The sequence below is a fragment of the Pseudomonas sp. MBLB4123 genome (assembly GCF_051904775.1).
In the GTDB taxonomy this organism is placed as follows: Bacteria; Pseudomonadota; Gammaproteobacteria; order Pseudomonadales; family Pseudomonadaceae; genus Aquipseudomonas; species Aquipseudomonas benzenivorans_B.
In genome coordinates this window covers 1674965-1697312 of the sequence record NZ_CP196711.1, presented here as the reverse complement: position 1 = coordinate 1697312, position 22348 = coordinate 1674965, and the positions used below count along the sequence as shown (strand labels likewise).

Genomic DNA, 22348 nt, shown 5'->3' with positions numbered 1-22348 from the left:
TCCCATGAGCGAAGCCCTGACCCCTGAACACCTGCGCAGCCTGACGCCGCTCAATGTGCTGTCCGAGCAGCAGTGGCGCGAGCTGCGCAGGCAGCTGGTGCCCCAGCCGGTGTTGGCCGGCCAGTTGCTGTTTCGCCGCGGAGATCAGGCGCGACTGACTTACTACCTGCTGGCCGGTGAGTTGCAGCTGGAGGCCGCCGACGGCCGGCGACAGCGCCTGGTCGCCGGTAGCGAGGCCAGCTGCCATCCGCTCTCGCCCAGCTTGCCGCGCCTGCAGGATGCGCGAGCCCTGACCGACCTCAGCGTGTTGGCGCTGGACAGTGGAACCTTGAATCGACTGGTGACCTGGCGTCTCGCTCACCAGGACCTGTTGCTCGAACTCGGGGCGAGCTACGAGGAGCTGGAGTGGCTCGAGCGCCTGTTGGACTCGCCGCTGTTCGCCAGGGTGCCGCCGGCCAATGTGCGGGCGATGCTCGAACGCCTGCAGCGCGTCGAGTTGCAGGCCGGTAGTACGGTGCTGCGTGAAGGCGAGGCGGGCGACTGTTGCTATTTCCTCAAGAGCGGGCGCGTCGAGGTGATTCGTGGCACGGACACCGAGCGCCAGGTGCTGGCCGAGTTGGAGGTCGGCGCCTGTTTCGGCGAAGAGGCCCTGCTGGCCGAGCGCCCGCGCAACGCCACGGTGACCGTCGTGGAGGATGCGGTGGTGCTGCGCCTGGCCCGTCGGGATTTCGTCGCCCTGCTCAAGGAGCCGGTGGTGAACGAGATCGGCCTCGGCGAAGCCGCGCGCCTGCTGACGGCGGGCGCGCAGTGGCTGGATGTGCGCTTGCAGGGCGAGTACGAACGGGCTCACGCCGTCTCGGCGCTGAATATGCCGCTGCAGCTGCTGCGCCTGAAGGCGCGGCTGCTGGACAGGAGTCGAACCTATCTGTGCTACTGCGACAGCGGTCGGCGCAGCGCCAGCGCGGTGTTCTTGCTGTCGCAGCTGGGGTTCGATGGCTATGGCTTGCGCGGTGGTCTGGACGCTCTGCCGGAGGTGCAGCGCGAGGGCCTGCTGTGCGAGAGCGGTGCCGGCTATCTGGTGCGTTCCGGTGGGCGCGTCGAGCGTAGCGGCTGACGCGACGCCGCACTTATTCCGTTTGCGCCGGCCACTGGTCGTTGACCAGGAAGACCCGTTCGACCTCGTGCCAGGCACCCTGGCTGCCCGCTTGCAGCCTCACCAGCAGCTGAGCATTGGCCTGGGGCGTCAATTCGGCGAACCAGGCCTGCAGGCGCTGCTGCGACCAGAGCTCCTCCGTCTCGACCCGGGCCGGCGCCAGCCAGGCAGGGCGTGGCAAGGGCTGCCAGGGCCCTTCGTGGTGCTGCTCCAGGAATCGAAGCCAGTCGCGGTGATGCAGCCAGCGCCCCCTCAGATGCTGAGGGTTGGCGCCCTGCGGGGCACGGCAGTGCTGCGGCCAGGGGTAGAACAGGTAGCCGCCGAGCCACAGCGCGGCTTGTGCTTCGGCCAGGTCCAGGGCGGCCAGGGCCGCGCGAGCCTCGCCGCGGGCCGACAGCGGCAGCTGGTGCTGGCTGAGGTGGTCGAGCTTGATGTCCAGGCGATCATGGCTGCCGGGGCCCAGCCACTGGGCCGGTTGCTCGCCGTCGCCGTTTTCGGGGCCGAGGTAGAGCTTGACCGCCAGTTCCAGATGGTGCTCGCCCTCGTCATCGCGCAGCAGCAGATCCAGTTCGCCGAGGGTGTGGCCGTTCTGGCGGATCGGCAGGTTGGCCGCCAGCAGCTCGATGCCCGGCGCCGCCTGCAGGGCGAACTGCCACAGACGTTCGTAGTACAGACCCAGGCGGCGCACCGAGCCCTGTTCCAGCCAGGCGGTCAGCGTGCTGCTGTCGTAATCCAGGCGCCGCAGCCAGTCGGCCAACGCACCGGGGCTGCGTCGCCAGTGGCTGGCGCTGAGGGGGTGGCGCTGCGGCCAGGGCGTATGGCTGAGCATCGGCGGCGACAGCAGCACCCAGGCCAGGTCCCGTACCGCAGGGTGATGCAGCTGCTGGGGCAGGTCGGCAAGCGAGGCGAAAGGCGTCATGCTGCGAGCATAGCGCCTAATCATCGGTGGGGCGCGGGTTTGCCGCTGTTATCGGCTTTCGCCCATAATCGGGGCTCTCTTGACCCTGAGCTGCGGGAGCACCATGGAGCAATTTCGCAATATCGGCATCATCGGCCGCCTCGGCAGCACCCAGGTGCTCGATACCATTCGCCGGCTCAAGCGTTTCCTGCTCGATCGCCACCTGCATGTGATCCTCGAAGACACCATCGCCGAAGTGCTGCCGGGCCATGGCCTGCAGACCTCCTCGCGGAAGATTCTCGGCGAGGTGTGCGATCTGGTGATAGTGGTCGGCGGCGATGGCAGCCTGCTCGGTGCGGCCCGTTCCCTGGCCCGGCACAAGGTGCCGGTGCTGGGGGTCAACCGCGGCAGCCTGGGCTTTCTCACCGATATCCGCCCGGACGAGCTGGAGGTCAAGGTCGCCGAGGTGCTGGAAGGCAGCTACCTCACCGAGAACCGCTTCCTGCTGGAGGCCGAGGTGCGTCGCCATGCCGAGGCGATCGGCCAGGGCGACGCGCTCAACGACGTGGTGCTGCATCCCGGCAAGTCGACGCGGATGATCGAGTTCGAGTTGTATATCGACGGCCAGTTCGTCTGCAGCCAGAAGGCCGACGGCCTGATCGTCTCGACGCCGACGGGCTCCACCGCCTACGCGCTGTCGGCCGGTGGGCCGATCATGCATCCGAAGCTGGATGCCATCGTCATCGTGCCGATGTACCCGCATACCCTGTCCAGCCGGCCGATCGTGGTCGATGGCAACAGCGAGTTGAAGATAGTGGTGTCCAAGGACATGCAGATCTACCCGCAGGTTTCCTGCGACGGCCAGCACCACTTCACCTGCGCCCCCGGCGATACCATCACGGTGAGCAAGAAGCCGCAGAAGCTCTGCCTCATCCATCCGCTGGACCACAACTACTACGAGGTCTGCCGCACCAAGCTGGGCTGGGGCAGCCGCCTCGGTGGCGGGGGGAGTTGAATGCTGCTCGACCCGACACGTGGCTATGACCTGATTGGCGACATTCATGGCTGCGCCCACACCCTCGAGCGTCTGCTCGATGCCCTTGGCTACCGGTTGCAGGCGGGCGTATGGCGCCATCCGCGGCGCCAGGCGATCTTTCTCGGTGACCTGGTCGACCGCGGGCCGCGCATTCGCGAGGCCCTGCATCTGGTCCATGGCATGGTCGTCGCCGGCGAGGCCCTGTGCGTGATGGGCAATCACGAGTACAACGCCCTGGCCTGGAGCACCGCGGCACCACCGGGCAGCGGCCGCCAGCATGTGCGCGAGCACACGCCGCGGCATGCGCGGCTGATCAAGGAGACCCTGGAGCAGTTCGAGGCTTATCCGGCCGAGTGGCGAGCCTTTCTCGACTGGTTCTACGAGCTGCCGCTGTTCATCGATGCCGGGCGTTTCCGCGTGGTGCATGCCTGCTGGGACGCCGGGCTGATCGAGCCGCTGCGTGCGCAGTTTGCCGATGGCCGTATCGACGAGCATTTCCTCCAGACCTCGGCGGTGCACGGCAGCTTCGCCAATACGGTGTTCAATCGCCTGCTGCGCGGCACCGACATGCGCCTGCCCCACGGCCTGACCCTGACCAGCGACGACGGCTTCACCCGTGCGCACTTTCGCACCAAGTTCTGGGAAGAGAACCCGCAGACCTACGGCGACATCGTGTTCCAGCCCGACGCCCTGCCGGAACTGGCCGCCCAGACGCCGCTCTCCGAGCTGCAGAAGAACGAGCTGCTGAAATACGGCGCCGACCAGCCGCTGCTGTTCGTCGGCCATTACTGGCGCAGCGGCAAACCGGCGCCGATCCGCGCCAACCTGGCCTGCCTGGACTACAGCGCGGTGCTCTACGGCAAGCTGGTGGCCTACCGCCTGGATCAGGAGAAACGCCTGGACCCGCGCAAGTTCGTCTGGGTCGAGGTGGTGCGTCCGGAGGCGCCGCGGTGAGCCCGGTCGCCGCCCTGCGTTTGCCGCTGCAGATCGACCTCGGCGCATTCCTGGCCTTGCTGCAGCGCCTGCAGGTGCCGCATCGGGTAACCGAGGAGGCCGGCGAACAGGTGCTCTGGGTGCCGGACGAAGCGCTGGCCGAGCAGATCCGCGAGCTCTATGCACGTTACCCCCAGGGCGATCCCGAGGCGCAGGTGCCCGGGACGCAAACGTCGGTCGGTTTCCTCCAGAGCCTCAAGGGCAGCCCGCTGACGACCGCCATGCTTGGCCTGACCCTGCTGGTCGCGGCCCTGACCCTGCTCGGCGAGAATTTCGCCGCGATCCGCTGGCTGAGCTTCGTCGACTTCCGCCTGCAGGGCGACTACGTCTATTTCAGCTACCTGAGCGAGACCCTGGCAACCGGCCAATGGTGGCGCCTGCTGACGCCGATGCTGATCCACTTCGGCGTGCTGCACCTGGCGATGAACGCGCTGTGGTACTGGGTGCTGGGTCGGCGCATCGAGGCGCGGCAGGGCATCTGGATGCTGCTGGGGCTGACCCTGGTGTTCGGCCTGGCGGCCAACTTCGCCCAGTATTGGTATGCCGGTCCCTCGCTGTTCGGCGGCCTGTCCGGCGTGCTCTACGGCCTGCTCGGGCATTGCTGGCTGTTCCAGCGCCTGGCGCCGAACGCCGAGTATCGCCTGCCGCCGGGCTTGCTGGTGCTGATGCTCGGCTGGCTGCTGCTGTGCATGACCGGCATCTTCGAGCTGCTGCGTTTCGCCGCCATCGCCAATGCCGCCCATGTCGGCGGCCTGCTCGCCGGCTGCGCCACCGGGCTGCTGGGCGGCGCACTGGCGCGCCAACGCCGCTAGCAGGCTGGTAAACTGCCCCTTTGTTTCTGGAGCCGCCCATGTCGTCCTTTCTCGAAGCCATCGAAAACATCACCCCGGAGATCTACCAGAGCCTGAAGCTGGCGGTGGAGATCGGCAAGTGGCCGGACGGCCGCAAGCTGACCCAGGAGCAGAAGGAGCTGAGCCTGCAGGCGCTGATCGCCTGGGAAATGCAGAACCTGCCGGAAGACCAGCGCATCGGCTACATGGGTCCGCAGGAGTGCAACTCCAAGTCCGCGCCGGTGCCGAACCTGCTGTTCAAGTCCTCGGAAAGCCTGCACTGATGATCGAGCTGGGACGTGGCTCGCTGAGCAAAATGGCGGCGCGCCTGGAGGCGCCGGTCCAATACGCCTTTCGCCTGGGCGAGCAGGAGCTGCCGGTCAATCCGCTGATCGGCCGGACGCTGCGCCTGGAGTACCTCGGCGCCATTCACTGCACCCACTGCGGGCGCAAGACCAAGACCAGCTTCAGTCAGGGTTACTGCTACCCCTGCATGCAGAAGCTGGCCCAGTGCGACGTGTGCATCATGAGCCCGGAGCGCTGCCACTACGAGGCCGGCACCTGCCGCGAGCCGAGCTGGGGCGAGCAGTTCTGCATGACCGATCATGTGGTCTATCTGGCCAACTCATCGGGGGTCAAGGTCGGCATCACCCGTGCCACCCAAGTGCCGACGCGCTGGCTGGACCAGGGCGCCAGCCAGGCGCTGCCGATCCTGCGGGTGGCGACCCGCCAGCAGTCCGGCTTCGTCGAAGACCTGCTGCGCAGCCAGGTGGCGGACAAGACCAACTGGCGCGCCCTGCTCAAGGGCGATGCCGCTCCGGTCGACCTGACGGCGGTGCGCGACCGGCTGTTCGACAGCTGCGGCGAGGGGCTCGAGGCGCTGCAGCAGCGTTTCGGCCTCCAGGCGATCCAGCCGCTGCTCGATCGGCCCGTGGTGGAGATCGACTATCCGATCGAGGCCTATCCGGCCAAGATCAGCAGCTTCAACCTGGACAAGAATCCCGTCGCCGAGGGCACGCTGATAGGCATCAAGGGCCAGTACCTGATGTTCGACAGTGGCGTGATCAATATCCGCAAGTACACCGGCTACCAGTTGGCCGTGTATCAATAGGTCGCCTGCCGGGCGGCGTCGACCATAACTCGCAGATCGGGCCGAACCGGGCTCTGAACCAGAAGGGCCACAAGCCATGCGTACCGAACAACCGAAGATGATCTACCTCAAGGACTACCAGGCGCCGGATTATCTGATCGACGAGACGCACCTGACCTTCGAGCTGTTCGAGGACCACAGCCTGGTACACGCCCAGCTGGTGATGCGCCGCAACCCCGCGTGCGCCGGCGGCGAACTGCCGCCCCTGATACTCGACGGCCAGCAGCTCGAACTGCTGTCGCTTTCGCTGGATGGCGAGGAACTGAGCGAGACCGACTACCAGCTCGACGACAGCCACCTGCGCCTGCAACCGACGCAGGAACGCTTCGTCATCGACAGCAGCGTGCGCATCCACCCGGAAAGCAACACCGCGCTGGAGGGCCTGTACAAGTCCGGCGGCATGTTCTGCACCCAGTGCGAGGCCGAGGGCTTTCGCAAGATCACCTACTACCTCGACCGTCCGGACGTGATGAGCAAGTTCACCACCACGGTCAGCGCCGAGCAGCATCGCTACCCGGTGCTGCTGTCCAACGGCAACCCGGTCGCCAGCGGCCCGGAGGAAGGCGGCCGGCACTGGGCGACCTGGGAAGATCCGTTCAAGAAGCCGGCCTACCTGTTCGCCCTGGTGGCCGGCGACCTCTGGTGCGTGGAGGACAGCTTCACCACCCTGAGTGGCCGCGAGGTGGCGCTGCGCATCTATGTCGAGCCGGAGAACATCGACAAGTGCCAGCACGCCATGGACAGCCTGAAGAAGTCGATGCAGTGGGACGAGGAGGTCTACGGCCGCGAGTACGACCTGGACATCTTCATGATCGTCGCGGTCAACGACTTCAACATGGGCGCCATGGAGAACAAGGGCCTCAACATCTTCAACTCCAGCTGCGTGCTGGCCCGCGCCGAGACCGCCACCGACGCCGCCCATCAGCGGGTCGAGGCGGTGGTGGCCCACGAGTACTTCCACAACTGGTCGGGCAACCGGGTGACCTGCCGCGACTGGTTCCAGCTGTCGCTCAAGGAAGGTTTCACCGTGTTCCGCGACGCCGAGTTCTCGGCCGACATGAACTCGCGCACGGTCAAGCGCATCGAGGACGTGGCCTACCTGCGCACCCACCAGTTCGCCGAGGACGCCGGCCCCATGGCCCACCCGGTGCGCCCGGACGCCTACATGGAGATCTCCAACTTCTACACCCTGACGGTCTACGAGAAGGGCTCGGAAGTGCTGCGCATGATCCACTGCCTGCTCGGCGCCGAGGCGTTCCGCCAGGGCAGCGACCTGTACTTCGCGCGTCACGACGGCCAGGCGGTGACCTGCGACGACTTCGTCAAGGCCATGGAGGACGCCAGCGGCCAGGAACTCAGCCAGTTCAAACGCTGGTACACCCAGGCCGGCACGCCGCGTTTGGCGGTCAGCGAGGCCTATGACGCCAGCGCCAAGACCTACAGCCTGACCTTCCGCCAGAGCTGCCCGGCCACCCCGGGGCAGAGCGAGAAGCTGCCGTTCGTCATCCCGGTCGCGCTGGGTCTGCTGGATGCGGCGGGCAACGACCTGCCGCTGCGCCTGGCCGGCGAGGCGGCAGCAGTGGGCACCTCGCGGGTGCTGTCGGTGACCGAGGCCGAGCAGCGCTTCGTCTTCGAGGGCATCGAGGCCAAGCCGTTGCCCTCCTTGCTGCGCGGCTTCAGCGCGCCGGTCAAGCTGAGCTTCCCCTACAGCCGCGATCAGCTGATGTTCCTCATGCAGCACGACAGCGACGGCTTCAACCGCTGGGAGGCCGGCCAGCAGCTGGCGGTGCAGGTGCTGCAGGAGCTGATCGGCCAGCAGCAGCGCGGCGAAGCCCTGGTCATGGACCCGCGCCTGACCAGCGCCCTGCGCAGCGTGCTGGAGGACGAGCAACTGGATCAGGCCATGGTCGCCGAGATGCTGTCGCTGCCGGGGGAGGGCTATCTCACCGAGATCAGCGAGGTGGCCGATGTCGAGGCCATCCACGGCGCCCGCGAGTTCGCCCGCCGGCAACTGGCCGAGGCCCTGTTCGAACCCTTATGGCAGCGCTACCAGGCCAACCGCGAGGCGTCGCGCAACAGTGCCTATGTCGCCGAGGCCGCGCACTTCGCCCGCCGCAGCCTGCAGAACATCGCCCTGTCCTACCTGATGCTCGACGGCAAGGCCGAGGTGCTGGCCGCCTGCCTGGAGCAGTTCGAGGTGTGCGACAACATGACCGAGCGCCTCGCCGCCCTGGCGGTGCTGGTCAATTCGCCGTACGAGGAGGAGAAGGCCAAGGCTCTGGCCAGCTTCGCCGAGTTCTTCAAGGACAACCCCCTGGTCATGGACCAGTGGTTCAGCGTGCAGGCCGCCTGCAGCCTGCCCGGCGCGCTGGAGCGGGTGCAGCAGCTGATGCAGCACCCGGCCTTCACCCTGAAGAACCCGAACAAGGTGCGCGCCCTGATCGGCGCCTTCGCCGGGCAGAACCCGCTGGGCTTCCACCAGGCCGACGGCAGCGGCTACCGCTTCCTCGCCGACCAGGTGATCAGCCTCAACGCCCTCAACCCGCAGATCGCCGCGCGCCTGCTGGCGCCGCTGACGCGCTGGCGCAAGTACGACGGCGCCCGTCAGGGCCTGATGAGGGCCGAGCTGGAGCGCATCCTGGCCTCCGGCGAGCTGTCCAGCGACGTCTTCGAGGTGGTCAGCAAGAGCCTCGCCTGAGGTTCATCCGCGCCCGCGTGAAAGTGTTACCGATCTTTGGTTGGTAACACTTTTTTGTTACCAAGTGAAATTTAAACGACATCGCTTATGCGCTTTCTTACTTTAGATTGCCGCGGTGCGGCTTGACTGTGTCTGCATTTCCTGAAAACGAATACCTGTCTATCGATAGAAGGAATGACTGAGGCTGTCGGATCGTAGGACAGGATTCTCTGTTCCTGATGTGTATTCATTCCCATTGATCAGTGTCTGATCGGTCACAAAGTGGCTCTAGGGCCGGGCTCGCAGGATGCTGGCCTGTTTTTATACGACCGTTTTAATTGGCACCATGGTTGCAATAGCCGCCGGGGTTTTGGCTCCGCATCGGTGCATGCCAGTGCTGAACCGCGCGTGAGCGCGCTTGGGCGTTTCCTGCCAATCAACCTAGGCCGTCGTCAGTACGGCTGTGCCGTGTCCCGTTATCGGGCGCGAAAAGAAGAACGATCTGTCCTGGAGTGAAGTCTCGATGGAAATTAATGCCCGCAAGCCCGTATTGCGTTTCGCGCCGGCCAAGGCCGGCTTCGCCTTTGCTGGCATCTTGCCGCTGCTGGTAGCCGCCCAGGCCCAGGCGGTGGAATTCAGCTTCGCCGACAACGAAATCGCCGGCTCCATCGACACCACCGTCTCCTATGGTCAGCTCTGGCGTGTGCAGGGTCGGGACAAGAGCAACAACGACATCAACACCAACGACGGCAATCGCAACTTCGATACCGGCCTGGTTTCCGAGGTGTTCAAGATCACTTCGGACCTGGAAGTGACCTACCAGAACTACGGGGCCTTCATCCGCGGCACGGCGTTCTATGACACCCAGATCATGGACAAGCGCAACGACTATCTCGGCGCCAACGATCCGGTGCAGCCGAGCCAGAGCTTCCCGCACGACAATCACTTCACCTCCGAGACCCGCCACAAGGCCGGGCGCGACGCACAGATCCTCGACGCCTATGTCTACGGCAACTGGGATATCGGCGACATGCCGCTGACCGCGCGCCTGGGGCGCCAGGTGTTCAACTGGGGCGAGGGCATCTTCTACCGCGGCGGCATCAACACCACCAATCCGGTGGACGCGGCCAAGTTCCGCCTGCCCGGCTCCGAACTGAAGGAAGTGCTGGTGCCGGTGGAGGCGCTGAACTTCAACATCGGCCTGACCGATAACCTGTCGATGGAGACCTTCTACCAGTTCAACTGGAAGGAGTCGGCCATCGACCCGGTGGGCACCTATTTCTCCGAGACCGACCTGTTCGCCGATGGTGGCAATACGGCCTATACCACCGTTGAAGACTTGAGCAGTCCGCTTTTTCAATCGCTCTATCCTGCATTGGTTGCCAGCAACTTCGCCGGATTACAGGGCACCCAGTATCTTGACTCGACCGGCGTGTTCAAGGTCGCCAGTATCGGCTCCGATCTCAACGCCAAGAACGATGGCCAGTTCGGCGTGGCCTTCCGCTATATCGCCGAAGAGCTCAACTCCACCGAATTCGGCTTCTTCTTCGTCAACTACCACGCCAAGGAGCCGACCATCTATGCGGATGTGAGCCGCAGCTATGCCGGTCTGGATATCGATCAGCTCGCGGGATTGGGCGGTTTCGCCAGCTACGATGACCTGGTCACGGCCGAAGCGGCCGGGGTCTCCGGCGCCGAAGCCGTGCTGGGGCTGGTGAACGGCGCGGCGGCTGTTGATTTGGCCAATCAGGTCAATGGTCGTCGCGAATACGCCGAAGACATCCGCATGTACGGCATGAGCTTCAACACCACCGTAGGTGAGGCCTCCGTGTTCGGTGAGCTGTCCTATCGGCCAAACCTGCCTGTCGGTATCGCCGCTACCAATGATCTGTTGGGTGATTTGCTCAGTCAGGCCGCGCTGTTGGCTGATGGCCGTATCGTGAATATCGGTGGGCAAGCAGTGCAGATAACCGATGAGATTCACAACTCCACCCGGGTCGAGGCCTTCAACACCTCGCTGGGCACTATCTACAACTTCGGTCCGACCCTGGGCTTCGATTCGCTGTTCGGTGTCGCCGAACTGGCCTCCGAACACCTTCGCGGCGACAGTTTGCACTACAACGCGTACGACGGCACCAGGCGTTACTACGCTGGTCGTCCCAACAGCGCCTATGTCTCGGGCTTCGATCGCGGCGACCAGGTCAACAAGAACGCCTACGGCTACACCCTGATGCTGTCGGGCACCTGGAACGACGTCTACGCCGGGGTCAACCTGTCGCCGTTCGCCGTGTACAAGCATGACTTCGAAGGCAATTCGCACCAGACCGGCAACTTCATCGAGGGACGCAAGGCCTACACCGTCGGCCTACGCGCCAGCTACCTCAACAGCCTGGAAACCGAACTGCAATACACCGAGTTCTATGGCGCCGGACAGAACAACTCGACGCGCGACCGCGACAACATCGGCGTCAACGTCAAGTACTCCTTCTAAGTCCTAACGAGAAATTTTCCGGGTGCCGACAGGTGCCCGGTGCAATCTGATTACGGAGAAATGCGATGCTGAGAAAGCACACCTTGATGGGCGCTGCCGTTGCCCTGGCGCTGTCCGCCGGCAGCGCGCTGGCGGCGGTTGCGCCGCAGGAAGCGGCCAAGCTGGGCGCCAGCCTGACGCCTTTCGGCGCCGAGAAGGCGAGCAATGCCGCCGGCACCATTCCCGAGTGGACCGGCGGGATCACCCAGGCGCCGGCCGGCTACAGCAAGCCGGGCCAGCACCATGTCGACCCGTTCGCCGGCGACAAGCCGCTGTTCACCATCACCAAGTCCAACCTGGAGCAGTACAAGGACAACCTGACCCCGGGTCAGATCGCCCTGTTCAACGCCTACCCGAGCAGCTACCAGATGCCGGTGTACCAGAGCCGCCGCTCCGGTTCCGCGCCGCAGTGGGTGTACGACAACAGCATCAAGAACGCCACCAGTGCCAAGCTGGTCGATGGTGGCAACGGTTTCTCCGATGCCTACGGCGGCATCCCCTTCCCGATTCCGCAGAACGGCGTCGAGGCGCTGTGGAACCATATCGCTCGCTACCGTGGCAGCTACATCGTGCGTCGTGCCTCGGAAGTGGCGGTGCAGCGCAATGGCAGCTACTCCCTGGTGACCTCGCAGCAGGAGGCCATGTTCAAGTTCTACAACCCCCAGGGTTCGTACGCCGACCTGAACAACATCATGTTCTACTACCTGTCCTTCACCAAGAGCCCGGCGCGCCTGGCCGGTGGCGCGGTGCTGGTGCATGAGACCCTGGACCAGATCAAGGAGCCGCGCCAGGCCTGGGGCTACAACGCCGGCCAGCGCCGCGTGCGTCGTGCGCCGAACCTGGCCTACGACACGCCGATCGCCGCCGCGGACGGCCTGCGCACCGCCGACGACACCGACATGTTCAACGGCGCGCCGGACCGCTACGACTGGAAGCTGGTGGGCAAGAAGGAAATCTACATCCCCTACAACAACTACACCGTCACCAGCCCGGACGTGAAGTACGCCGATCTGCTGCAGGTGGGTCACCTCAATCCGGCGCTGACCCGCAACGAGCTGCACCGCGTGTGGGTGGTCGAGGGCACGCTGAAGTCCGGCGCGCGGCATATCTACTCCAAGCGCACCCTGTACCTCGACGAGGACAGCTGGCAGGCCGCCGTGGTCGACCAGTACGACGGCCGCGGCGAGCTGTGGCGCGTGTCGCTGGCCTACCTGAAGAACTACTACGACCTGCCGACCACCTGGTCCGCGCTGGATGTGTTCCACGACCTGCAGGCGCGTCGTTACCACGTGCAGAACCTGGATAACGAGGAGTCGAGCACCATCGACTTCAGCCAGCCGATTCCGGACGACGGCTACTTCAAGCCGGCCGCCCTGCGTCGCCGCGGCACGCGTTAAGCTCCCGTAGTGTCAGACGAAGGCCGCTACAACAGTAGCGGCCTTTTTGCATCTGCGGGTCGAATGGGCCGTCAATCACGGGGGTTTCCCTTAACAAAACATAACGTCGCGCCGATTGTCAGGCCTTTCCAAAGCTCAGTAGCATAAGCGCCTGCCAACAGGCAGAACCACCTATAACAACAAGGGGGAAGGTATATGAGTGAGCCCGTCATGCGGCGCACCCACACCGGACATGTTGCGCGGCTGTCGTGCTGGTCGGCGCTGCGCGTCCGCTCGCCGCTGGCCCAAGCGCTCTCGCTGTGCACCGCGCTGTCCATTCTGACGCTTTCCGCCTTGCCTGCGCCGGCGCAGGCCGCCGAACCCGCTCCCCGTTATGCCATCGAGTCGGCGAAAGCCTCGCAGCGCCTGCTGCTGGATGTGGTCCGGGCCGGCAAGCGCCTGGTCGCCGTGGGCGATCGCGGGCATATCCTCTACTCCGACGACAACGCCAGCACCTGGGTCCAGGCCAAGGTGCCGACCCGGCAGATGCTCACCGCCGTGTTCTTCGTCGACGACCAGCACGGCTGGGCCGTCGGCCACGATGCCCAGGTCCTCGCCAGCCGCGATGGCGGCGCCACCTGGGTCAAGCAGTTCGAGGACCGCGACCGCGAAGCGCCGCTGCTCGATCTCTGGTTCAAGGACCGCAACCAGGGTTTCGCCATCGGCGCCTATGGCGCGCTGCTGGAAACCCGCGATGGCGGCGCGAGCTGGGAAGACGTCAGCGAGCGCATGGACAACGAGGATGGCTACCACCTCAACGCCATAGTCGAGGTCGAGAACGCCGGCCTGTTCATCGTCGGCGAACTGGGCGCCATGTTCCGCTCGCGGGACTTCGGGCAGACCTGGGAGACCCTGCAGGGCCCCTACGAGGGGTCGCTGTTCGGCGCCCTGGCTACCGGCGAGGCGGACGGCCTGCTGGTCTACGGCCTGCGTGGCCATCTGTTCCGCTCCGTCGATTTCGGCGACAGCTGGCAGCAGATCGAAGTTCATACCCCGAGCAACGGTCCGCTGGAGTTCGGCCTGGCCGACGGCGGCCGACTGGCCGATGGCTCGATCGTGGTGGTCGGGCATGGCGGCACCGTGCTCAAAAGCAGCGATAACGGCCGCAGTTTCAACCTGACCAACCGACCCGACCGCTTGTCCCTGGCCGGGGTGACCGCGCTGGAAAACGGCAATCTGATTCTGGTGGGGCAGGGCGGTGTGCATGCCGCCACGCCGACTGGCGCCGAACTGGCCCAACAACAATAAGCCGGGAGCCTCCGCATGAGTAAGCATCAACACCAACCTGCGTCGCTCCTCGAACGCCTGATCTTCAACAACCGCCCGGCGGTGATTCTGCTGTGCCTGCTGATCAGCCTGTTCCTGTTCTACCAGGCGGCGCAGGTGCGCCCGCAGACCAGCTTCGAGAAGATGATCCCCCTGGGCCATCCCTACATCCAGAAGATGCTCGAGCATCGCAACGACCTGGCCAACCTGGGCAACACCGTGCGCATCTCGGTGGAAGCGGTCGACGGCGACATCTTCAGCAAGGAGTACATGGAGACCCTGCGGCAGATCCATGACGAGGTCTTCTACATCCCCGGGGTCGACCGTTCCGGCCTGAAGTCGCTGTGGAGCCCCAGCGTGCGCTGGACCGAGGTGACCGAGGAGGGCTTCGCCGGCGGCGAGGTGATTCCGCAGACCTACGACGGCTCCGGCGAAAGCCTGGAGGAGTTGCGCAGCAATATCCTCAAGTCCGGGCAGATCGGCCGCCTGGTGGCGAACAACTTCAAGTCGAGCATCGTCGACGTGCCGCTGCTCGAGTCCTATCCGGACCCCGAGGACCAGAGCAAGCTGGTGCGTCTGGACTACCAGCAGTTCTCCCATGAGCTGGAGGAGAAGATCCGCGAGAAGTTCCAGGCGCAGAACCCCAACGTCAAGGTGCACATCATCGGCTTCGCCAAGAAGGTCGGCGACCTGATCGACGGCCTGATCGGCGTGGCGCTGTTCTTCGCCGTGGCCATCGGCATCACCTTCGTCCTGCTGCTGTGGTTCACCCATTGCGTGAAGAGCACCCTGGCCGTGGTGGCGACCACCCTGGTGGCGGTGATCTGGCAACTCGGCCTGCTGCACACCCTGGGCTTCGGCCTGGACCCCTATTCGATGCTGGTGCCCTTCCTGGTGTTCGCCATCGGCATCTCCCATGGGGTGCAGAAGATCAACGGCATCGCCATGGCCTCGGGCGAGGCGACCGATGCCCTGTCGGCGGCGCGCATGGCCTTCCGTCAGCTGTTCATCCCGGGCCTGGTGGCGCTGCTGTCCGACGCCGTGGGCTTCGTCACCCTGTTGCTGATCGACATCGGCGTGATCCGCGAGCTGGCCATCGGTGCGTCCATGGGCGTGGCGGTGATCATCCTGACCAACCTGATCCTGCTGCCCGTGCTGATCTCCTATATCGGCATCGGTCAGCGCGCGGTGAAGAAGAGTCGCGAGGAGGCCGCCAAGGACCATCCGCTGTGGCGCCTGATCTCCAACTTCGCCCACCCGATGGTCGCACCGATCTCCGTGGTCATCGCCCTCGGCGCCTTCGGCGGCGGCATCTGGTACGGCCAGAACCTGAAGATCGGCGACCTCGATCAGGGCGCCCCGGAGCTGCACCCGGATTCGCGCTATAACCTGGACAACGACTTCGTCATCCGCAACTACTCGACCAGCTCCGACGTGCTGGTGGTGATGGCCAAGACCGCCACCGAACGTTGCTCGACCTATCCGGCCATGGCCGCCATGGACGAGCTGATGTGGCAGATGGAGAACACCGAGGGCGTACAGTCGGCGATCTCCATGGTCACGGTGTCGCGCCAGGTGATCAAGGGGATGAACGAGGGCAACCTGAAATGGGAAACCCTGTCGCGCAACCAGGACGTGCTGAACAACTCCATCGCCCGCGCCGAGGGGTTGTACAACAGCGATTGTTCGGTGGCGCCGGTGCTGGTGTTCCTCAACGACCACAAGGCCGAGACCCTGGAGCGGGTTGTCAAGGTGGCCGAGGCGTTCGCCAAGGAGAACAGCTCGGATAACCTGCAGTTCGTACTGGCCGCCGGCAACGCCGGTATCGAGGCGGCCACCAACGAGGTGATCGCCGCCTCCGAGACCACCATGCTGATCGCGGTGTACGCGGCCGTGAGCTTCATGTGCCTGCTGACCTTCCGCTCCATCGCCGCCACCCTCTGCGTGATCCTGCCGCTGGTGCTGACCTCGGTGCTGGGCAACGCGCTGATGGCCTACATGGGCATCGGCGTGAAGGTCGCCACCCTGCCGGTGATCGCCCTCGGCGTGGGCATCGGGGTCGACTACGGCATCTACATCTACAGTCGCCTGGAGGCTTACCTGCGCCAGGGCCTGTCGCTGCAGGAGGCCTACTACGAGACCCTCAAGTCGACCGGCAAGGCTGTGTTGTTCACCGGCGTGTGCCTGGCGATCGGCGTGGCCACCTGGATCTTCTCGGCGATCAAGTTCCAGGCCGACATGGGTCTGATGCTGACCTTCATGTTCCTCTGGAACATGCTCGGCGCGGTCTGGCTGCTGCCGGCCCTGGCACGTTTCCTGATCAATCCGGAGAAACTGCGGGCCAAGGCGCTGACGGCGGCCACGGTCTGATCGAGCGCGGTTGAAAGAACGCGGCCCTCGGGCCGCGTTTTTTTTGCTTGGTTTTTCACGGTCCGGACGGCGGGGTTATAGGCGGGCGCCGATGGGTTATGGTCGGGTGGACAAATGTTCGACGGCGCCGACGGGCCGCGGTCATCCGCTGCTCGCCTCTTTCCGGACTGGGCGTAGGGGACTGTTGGCGAGGAGCCGGGGCGCCGGGTACGGCGCTTTAGAGCGTTAGCTAGCGTGGATACAGGGGGGGCAGGGGGCTGGTGTCCGTTGCGGCTTGGCCGCCATCGCCAAGGGCGATGGGCAGATGGCCGATCGCCTGCCACAACTCCTTGCCCTGCCAGTGCTGGCCGGCTTCGCTGTACAGGGCCCCGTTCAGGTCGTCCAGGGCGTCGGACAGTGGCGTGAAGCGCGCCGCCATCTCGGCCAGGGTCTCCGGTTGCTGCCGCGCCCAGGCGTCGAGGGCATGGCGACTGGCATGGGGGTCGTTGGCCAGGCAGGCGCGCTTGAGGTCGTCGAGCAGGGTGCGTGGGCTGGGTCCGGTCTGGCCAGCTCGGTGCACCGCGGGTTGACTGCGGGCGTGCCACCACAGGCCGAAGCCGAGCAGCGTGGTCAGGCTCAGCAGGACGCTGCTCAGTTGCCAGGGCCAGAGTGCCGGTCCGCTCTCGGCCAGGGGAGCGGCTACCTCGGCGGGCAGGGGCTCGCTCTCCAGGCTGGGGTCGAGGGCGATCTTCAGGGTGCGTGCGGGCAGGCTGCTGCGTTCCAGGCGATCCTCCCGGGTGTTCCACCAGAGCACCTCCACCGCCGGCAACTGGAACTGGCCGCTGCGGCTGGGTACCAAGGCTTCACGTTCCTCGCGACTGCCGATCAGGCCCTGTTCGCCGGCCTGGTTGCCCAGCTGGGGTTGGTCCGGGTAACGACGCAGTCCCTCGACGCTGGTCGCCGGCAGGGGCGGCAGCTGGGCGCTGGACAGGCCCTCGACCTTGAGCATCAGGCTGCGGGTCAGCGAGTCGCCGGCCTTGGCGCCTTGTGGCTCGGGATTCCAGGCCTCGCTGAGGCTCAGGGCGCGGGCGGGTAGCCAGGGCGCGTCGCTCGGGTACTCGGCCGGCTTGGCCTTGACCCGCAGGGGGATCTGCGGCGACCTCACCCGGGTCACCTTGCCTGGCCGGGGGCCGAACGGCTGGTACTGGTTGTTGCGCGAGCGGTCGACCAGGGTGGCGGTGAACACCTGTGCTGGGATGGTCAGCTCGCCGCTGCGCTGCGGAAAAATCGCGTAGCGCAGCTCGATCACGCCATGGCGGATGCCGTTGATGTCCTTCTCGTAGGTGCGTGGCTTGCCCAGGGCTTCGACCCGCGCCTCGGGGATTTCCAGGGGTGTCAGGCTGCTGTCGTCGTACAGCGAGACGGAATGGTAGATACGCAGGGTCAGCACGCTCTGGGCCTGCACGTAGACGCTTTCCTGGTCCAGGCTGGCGTCGATGAATACCGGCGCCATGCGATTGCCGGGTGCTGCGGCCTCTGGCTCCAGCACATGCAGGGTGATCGGCTGGCTGTGCCACTCACCCAGGCGCAGCGGTGGCACCACCACATAACCGCTGCGCTTGGGCTGCAGGGTGATGACCCAGCGGGTGGTGGCCCGCGACTCGCCGTCCAGCGTGCTCAGGCGGTTGAACTGGCGGGTGCCGAGTACCTCGAACAGCTCGTCGAGCGGTGCCAGTTCCGGCTTGCCGAACTGGGTGACGTCGCTCGACTCCAGGGTCAGCTCGACGCTTTCGCCGGCACTCAGGCGGGTGCGGTCGACGCTGGCGCTCAGGCCCTGGGCGTTGGCCTGGAGGGCCAGCAGGGCGAGGAGCAGGGTGCAGAGCAGGCGGATCATCGAATCTGTTCCTGGCGTTGTTGCTGTTGGTACCAGAACTTGCGCTTGAGCAGTTCCGCCGGATCGTCGGGAATCTGCCGCAGCCATTGTTCCAGGGCCTGGCGCCGCTCGCCATCCAAGGCTTCGGCGGCGCTTCGCTCTACCGCGTCGCTGTCGCTTGGCTGGGTCGGCTCCGGTTCCGGCGAGGCCTCTTCCCCTTGGCTCGGTTGCGACTGAGCGGCCGGCTCCTGGGGGCCGCCAGGGGGGGGCTGGCCGGGCTGCGGGCTGGCGGGTTGGCCCTCGGGCTGGCCGACCTGGGCTGACTTGGCCTCGGCCGGATCGTTCTGCGCTTCGGCTTGGTCTTGCTCCTGCTCCTGGGGCTGCGGCGGCTGTCCTTGCAGGAGTTGCTCGATCAAGGCCTTGTTCTTCTGCGCCTGGAGCAGGTCGGGTTGCAGCGCCAAGGCCTGGTCGTAGGCCTCCAGTGCGGCCTCCAGCTCGTTGCTGTGGGCCAGGGCATTGCCGCGATTGTAATGGGCGGTGGCGTCGCTGCCCTGGGCGAAACGCTCGGCGGCCGCCGCGTAGTCGCCGGCCTGGTACAGGGCCAGGCCTTGCCATTGCGGGTTGTCGAAGCGCTTGGCCGCCTCGGCCGGACGCTGGGCCTCGAGCAGGCGTTGGCCCTGCTGGTCGGGGCGCAGCCAGAGGTCGTCCAGGCTCGCGGCCAGGCCGGTCTGGGGCAGGCTCAGCAGCAGCGGCAGGCAGAACAGCCAGCCGCGGCGGCCGGCGCAGGCCGCCAGCAAGAGCAGCGGCAGGAGCAGCCAATGGCCCTGGTCGGCCCAGGCTTGCAGTGGCACGGCGTCGCCATCGTCGCGCAGTCTTTGGGAGGGCGCGAGCAGACCGAGGTCGCGCAGGTCGCGGTCGTCCAGGCTGAGCCTGCGGTAAGCCCCGCCGACGTCCCGGGCCAGGCGGCTGAGGTTGGCGCTGTCCAGACGCGGGATGAGGATGCCGCCTTGGGCGTCCTTGAGGAAGCTGCCGTCCTCCTGAACGATGGGCGCCCCCTGGGGGGTGCCGACACCCAGGAGGTGCAGGCGTTCGCGGCGGTCCTCGAGCGCCTCGGCGATGCCCTGGCGCTCCTGTTCGTCCAGTGCGCTGCCGATCAGCAGCAGGCGACCCTGGCCTTGGCCGCCCTGCTCGAGCAGGCTCAGGGCCTTCGCCACGGCCAGGTCGGCACGTCGGCCCGGCTCGGGCATGATCGAGGGTTTGAGCGCTTCCAGCAGATTGCGACTGGTGGCCAGGTCGTCGGACAGCGGCACCAGGGTGTGGGCGCTGCCGGCGTAGACCACGATCGCGGTTTGCGCGTCCTCGCGAGCCGCGAGCAGGTCGAGCACCTTGCGTTTTGCCTGTTCCAGGCGGTTGGGCGGGGCGTCGCCGGCGAGCATCGCCGGCGTCAGCTCGAGCAGCACCACCAGCGGATCGGCCGGTTTCAGCGCGCTCTGCTCGAGCCGCTGCCAGCTCGGACCGAGCAGGGCCAGCAGGGCCAGCAGCCAGGCCAGGCCGAGGGTGATCCAGGGCAGGCGGCTGGTGCGGTCTTGGCCGCTGCTGAGCAGGGCTGCATGAAAGGCCGCCGGCAGCAGCAGTTGCCAGCGGCCGGCGCGCTTCTCGCGGTGCCAGAGTTGCCAGAGCGACCAGGCCAGCAGGGGCAGCAGCAGTAGCCAATAGGGCCTCAGCCAGTGGGGCCACAGGGCGGTGGGAGCCAGCTCGATCATGGCTGCTTGCGCCAGTGGTGCGGGGCGAGGCGTTGGAGCCGCTGGCGAATGGCGGTCCCCTGTTCTCGGGCCACCAGCAGCAGGCTGAACAGCAGGGCGACGCCCAGTGGCCAGGGATACAGGGCCATGGCCGGACGGGTCAGGGTCGGTTGCTGGCTCACCGGCTCGAGGCGGTCGAGGCTGGCTTCGATGCGGCGCAGGTCGTCGCCGTTGCGGGCGCGGAAGTACTCGCCACCGGTGGCCTCGGCGATCGCATGCAGGGTCGGCTCATCCAGATCCAGGCCCGGGTTGAGGCCGAACAGGCCGAGCACGCCGCCCTGCTGCGGGTCGGCGCCGATACCGACTGGGTAGATCCGCACCCCTTCCTCGGCGGCCAGGCGGGCGGCGGTCAGGGGCTCGATCTCGCCGCCGGTATTGGCGCCGTCGGTGATCAGCACCAGCACCCGGCTGTCGGCCGGGCGCTGGCGCAGGCGTTTGACCGCCAGGCCGATGGCGTCGCCGAGGGCGGTGTTCTTGCCGGCGATGCCGATCACCGCCTCCTCCAGCCAGGTGCGCACGGTGCGGCGGTCGAAGGTCAGCGGGGCGTGCAGGTAGGCCTGGCTGCCGAACAGGATCAGGCCGACCCGGTCGCCCCGACGGCCTTCGATGAAGTCGCCGAGCAGCTGTTTGACCAGGGTCAGGCGGCTGACCTCCTCGTCCTCCCAACGCATGTCGGCATAGTCCATCGATCCCGACACATCCACCGCCAGCAACAGGTCGCGACCGCTGGCCGGCAGCGGCAGCGGTTCGCCGACCCATTCCGGGCGGGCGGCGGCGCCGAGCAGCAGCAACCACAGCAGGGCAAAGGGGGCCTGCTGGCGCCAGGCCGGCAGGCGGGCGCGGGCGCGGCGTCCGGCCAGGGCTTCGAGTTCGTCGAGGAAGCCGACCCTGAGCGCCGCCTCCCCGCTGTCGGCCGCCGGCAGCACCAGGCGCAGCAGCCAGGGCAGGGGGGCGAGCAGGAACAGCCAGGGCCAGGCGAACTCAAACATGCTTGCGGATCCAGGTGGCGACGGCCTGGTTGAGGCCATCGATGGCCTTGTCGTCGAGGCGGCACTGGGGGCGGTAGGCGCCTTCGACCAGGATCATCCAGCGGGTCAGCCCGGCCGCCGGGCAACGGTTGTCGAGGAAGGCCAGCCAGGCACGGCTGCTCAGGGTGTGGCTGTGGCTGTCCGGGTAGCGCTGGCGGCACAGACGCTTGAGCAGGGCGTTGAGTTGTTGCAGCCAGGGGCCGGCTTCGGCGCCGTAGTAGGGTCTGGCGAGCCGCTCCAGCTCCGTCAGGGCGGCCTGACGCACGGGGTCGAGCCGCTCGTTCGCGGGTGTTCCGGTCTGACTCATCAGGCGCCTGAGCAGTCGGACCAGGCCCCAGAGCAGCAGTGGCAGGAGCAGGGCGAGCAGCCACCAGCCGGGCGCCGGCGGCCACCAGCCGACGGGGGCGGGGGCGATCAGCGGTTCGAGCCGGTCCAGCGGATTCAAGGCTGCTTCCTCGGCGGGTGCAGGTTGAGGTGGCTGCGCAGTTGCTCGATCATCTCGCTCTGGGTGCTCAGCGGCAACAAGGGTACGCCGAGTTTCTGCGCCAGGCGTTGCCAGCGTGCCTGGCGGGCTTCGCCCTGGGCCCGGTAGGCCTGGCGCAGCTCGGCGTCGTGGGTATCGAGTTCCAGCTGTGCGCCGCGTTCGGCGAAACGCAGCAGACCGGCGGCCGGCAGGGCGTGATCGAGCGGGTCGGACAGCGGCAGCAGCAGCAGGTCGATGTGCCGGGCCAGCAGTTGCAGTTGCTGCTCGGCACTGTCGTTGAGGCTGCGTTCGTCGCACAGCAGTGCCACCAGACTCCCGGGACGCAGCACCTCGCGGGCGCGACGCAGGGCCAGGCCGAGGTCGTCGCGGCGCTGAGCCAGCTCGCTGTGCAGGGTCTGGTTGGCCTGCGCCAGGCGATTGAGCAGTTGCAGCAGGCTCTGTTTGCTACGCCGCGGCTTGATTTCGTGCTGTTCGTGATTACCGAACACCAGGCCGCCGATGCGGTCGTTGTTATCCAGTGCGGCCCAGCCGATCAGGCTCGCGGCCTGGGCGGCGAGCACCGACTTGAATACCAGGCCGGAGCCGAAGAACAGGCGCTGGCTCTGCTCCACCAGGATATAGGTGGGCCGCTCGCGCTCCTCGTGAAACAGCTTGGTGTGCGGTTCCTGGGTGCGCGCGGTCACCCGCCAGTCGATGCTGCGCACGTCGTCGCCGGCCTGGTAGACGCGCACCTGGTCGAAGTCGACGCCGCGGCCGCGCAGCTTGGAGTGGTGCAGGCCGATCAGCGGGCTGCGCCGCGCCGGCGTGGAGAACAGCTGCACCTCGCGCACGCGGTGGCGCATC

General features: G+C 66.5%; 17 protein-coding genes. 11 read left to right on the top strand and 6 right to left on the bottom strand.

Going from position 1 to position 22348, the window contains the following annotated elements; translation table 11 throughout:
- Positions 1–4: 4 nt before the first annotated feature.
- Entirely contained in the window at positions 5–1114 is a 1110-nt protein-coding gene (locus ACSX1C_RS07780; RefSeq protein WP_439888958.1) for a cyclic nucleotide-binding domain-containing protein, read from the top strand.
- Between the two features lie 13 nt (positions 1115–1127).
- On the opposite strand, the gene ACSX1C_RS07775 is transcribed toward ACSX1C_RS07780, so the two are convergent.
- On the bottom strand, positions 1128–2072 hold the full coding sequence (locus tag ACSX1C_RS07775) for a DUF1853 family protein (RefSeq protein WP_439888957.1): 945 nt from the start codon (positions 2070–2072) through the stop codon (positions 1128–1130).
- A 103-nt stretch (positions 2073–2175) separates the two neighbouring features.
- Here ACSX1C_RS07775 and ACSX1C_RS07770 point away from each other — a divergent pair, with 103 nt between their 5' ends.
- The 10 genes from ACSX1C_RS07770 to ACSX1C_RS07725 all read left to right on the top strand — a co-directional run bounded on the left by ACSX1C_RS07770 (position 2176) and on the right by ACSX1C_RS07725 (position 16339).
- Positions 2176–3066, top strand: a complete 891-nt coding sequence (locus tag ACSX1C_RS07770) for an NAD(+) kinase (protein ID WP_439888956.1) — start codon at positions 2176–2178, stop codon at positions 3064–3066.
- Entirely contained in the window at positions 3067–4041 is a 975-nt protein-coding gene (locus ACSX1C_RS07765; protein ID WP_439888955.1) for a metallophosphoesterase, read from the top strand.
- Positions 4038–4892 (top strand): rhomboid family intramembrane serine protease, encoded by an 855-nt coding sequence (locus ACSX1C_RS07760; RefSeq protein ID WP_439888954.1) that lies wholly within the window; start codon positions 4038–4040, stop codon positions 4890–4892. The genes ACSX1C_RS07765 and ACSX1C_RS07760 overlap by 4 nt, the downstream gene beginning before the upstream one ends.
- A gap of 38 nt (positions 4893–4930) precedes the next feature.
- Positions 4931–5194, top strand: coding sequence for a YeaC family protein (locus tag ACSX1C_RS07755; protein ID WP_439888953.1), 264 nt, complete (start codon positions 4931–4933; stop codon positions 5192–5194).
- Complete coding sequence (locus tag ACSX1C_RS07750) at positions 5194–6021, top strand: DUF2797 domain-containing protein (protein WP_439888952.1); 828 nt, start codon at positions 5194–5196, stop codon at positions 6019–6021. The genes ACSX1C_RS07755 and ACSX1C_RS07750 overlap by 1 nt, the downstream gene beginning before the upstream one ends.
- A 76-nt stretch (positions 6022–6097) precedes the next feature.
- A complete protein-coding gene (pepN, locus tag ACSX1C_RS07745) occupies positions 6098–8758 on the top strand; it encodes an aminopeptidase N (protein ID WP_439888951.1) in 2661 nt (886 codons plus the stop codon).
- Positions 8759–9260: 502 nt separating this feature from the next.
- Positions 9261–11228: a DUF1302 domain-containing protein gene (locus ACSX1C_RS07740; RefSeq protein ID WP_439888950.1), complete on the top strand. Its 1968-nt coding sequence runs from the start codon at positions 9261–9263 to the stop codon at positions 11226–11228.
- A 65-nt stretch (positions 11229–11293) separates the two neighbouring features.
- Entirely contained in the window at positions 11294–12664 is a 1371-nt protein-coding gene (locus ACSX1C_RS07735; protein WP_439888949.1) for a DUF1329 domain-containing protein, read from the top strand.
- Between the two features lie 195 nt (positions 12665–12859).
- The gene (locus ACSX1C_RS07730) at positions 12860–13951 is read left to right on the top strand and encodes a WD40/YVTN/BNR-like repeat-containing protein (protein ID WP_439888948.1); all 1092 of its coding nucleotides are present in this window, start codon (positions 12860–12862) and stop codon (positions 13949–13951) included.
- A gap of 15 nt (positions 13952–13966) precedes the next feature.
- Entirely contained in the window at positions 13967–16339 is a 2373-nt protein-coding gene (locus tag ACSX1C_RS07725; RefSeq protein WP_439888947.1) for an efflux RND transporter permease subunit, read from the top strand.
- A gap of 229 nt (positions 16340–16568) precedes the next feature.
- Here the strand turns inward: ACSX1C_RS07725 and ACSX1C_RS07720 are convergent, their stop codons facing one another.
- From ACSX1C_RS07720 to ACSX1C_RS07700, 5 genes are read right to left on the bottom strand one after another with little or no spacing between them, the layout of a single operon-like run.
- Positions 16569–18212: a BatD family protein gene (locus ACSX1C_RS07720; RefSeq protein WP_439888946.1), complete on the bottom strand. Its 1644-nt coding sequence runs from the start codon at positions 18210–18212 to the stop codon at positions 16569–16571.
- Positions 18209–19954, bottom strand: coding sequence for a VWA domain-containing protein (locus tag ACSX1C_RS07715; protein ID WP_439888945.1), 1746 nt, complete (start codon positions 19952–19954; stop codon positions 18209–18211). The genes ACSX1C_RS07720 and ACSX1C_RS07715 overlap by 4 nt, the downstream gene beginning before the upstream one ends.
- Positions 19951–20982 (bottom strand): vWA domain-containing protein, encoded by a 1032-nt coding sequence (locus ACSX1C_RS07710; protein ID WP_439888944.1) that lies wholly within the window; start codon positions 20980–20982, stop codon positions 19951–19953. The genes ACSX1C_RS07715 and ACSX1C_RS07710 overlap by 4 nt, the downstream gene beginning before the upstream one ends.
- Positions 20975–21466 carry a DUF4381 domain-containing protein gene (locus ACSX1C_RS07705; RefSeq protein WP_439888943.1) on the bottom strand — a complete coding sequence of 164 codons (492 nt, stop codon included), beginning with the start codon at positions 21464–21466 and terminating at the stop codon, positions 20975–20977. The genes ACSX1C_RS07710 and ACSX1C_RS07705 overlap by 8 nt, the downstream gene beginning before the upstream one ends.
- Entirely contained in the window at positions 21463–22347 is an 885-nt protein-coding gene (locus tag ACSX1C_RS07700) for a DUF58 domain-containing protein (RefSeq protein WP_439889385.1), read from the bottom strand. The genes ACSX1C_RS07705 and ACSX1C_RS07700 overlap by 4 nt, the downstream gene beginning before the upstream one ends.
- Between the last annotated feature and the right edge of the window lies 1 nt (position 22348).

Coding starts and splice junctions, on each gene's coding strand:
- ACSX1C_RS07775 (WP_439888957.1), bottom strand. CDS start 2,072: ATGACGCCTTTCGCCTCGCTTGCCGACCTGCCCCAGCAGCTGCATCAC.
- ACSX1C_RS07710 (WP_439888944.1), bottom strand. CDS start 20,982: ATGTTTGAGTTCGCCTGGCCCTGGCTGTTCCTGCTCGCCCCCCTGCCC.
- ACSX1C_RS07735 (WP_439888949.1), top strand. CDS start 11,294: ATGCTGAGAAAGCACACCTTGATGGGCGCTGCCGTTGCCCTGGCGCTG.
- ACSX1C_RS07700 (WP_439889385.1), bottom strand. CDS start 22,347: ATGCGCCACCGCGTGCGCGAGGTGCAGCTGTTCTCCACGCCGGCGCGG.
- ACSX1C_RS07765 (WP_439888955.1), top strand. CDS start 3,067: ATGCTGCTCGACCCGACACGTGGCTATGACCTGATTGGCGACATTCAT.
- ACSX1C_RS07740 (WP_439888950.1), top strand. CDS start 9,261: ATGGAAATTAATGCCCGCAAGCCCGTATTGCGTTTCGCGCCGGCCAAG.
- ACSX1C_RS07730 (WP_439888948.1), top strand. CDS start 12,860: ATGAGTGAGCCCGTCATGCGGCGCACCCACACCGGACATGTTGCGCGG.
- pepN (WP_439888951.1), top strand. CDS start 6,098: ATGCGTACCGAACAACCGAAGATGATCTACCTCAAGGACTACCAGGCG.
- ACSX1C_RS07715 (WP_439888945.1), bottom strand. CDS start 19,954: ATGATCGAGCTGGCTCCCACCGCCCTGTGGCCCCACTGGCTGAGGCCC.
- ACSX1C_RS07780 (WP_439888958.1), top strand. CDS start 5: ATGAGCGAAGCCCTGACCCCTGAACACCTGCGCAGCCTGACGCCGCTC.
- ACSX1C_RS07770 (WP_439888956.1), top strand. CDS start 2,176: ATGGAGCAATTTCGCAATATCGGCATCATCGGCCGCCTCGGCAGCACC.
- ACSX1C_RS07750 (WP_439888952.1), top strand. CDS start 5,194: ATGATCGAGCTGGGACGTGGCTCGCTGAGCAAAATGGCGGCGCGCCTG.
- ACSX1C_RS07755 (WP_439888953.1), top strand. CDS start 4,931: ATGTCGTCCTTTCTCGAAGCCATCGAAAACATCACCCCGGAGATCTAC.
- ACSX1C_RS07725 (WP_439888947.1), top strand. CDS start 13,967: ATGAGTAAGCATCAACACCAACCTGCGTCGCTCCTCGAACGCCTGATC.
- ACSX1C_RS07720 (WP_439888946.1), bottom strand. CDS start 18,212: ATGATCCGCCTGCTCTGCACCCTGCTCCTCGCCCTGCTGGCCCTCCAG.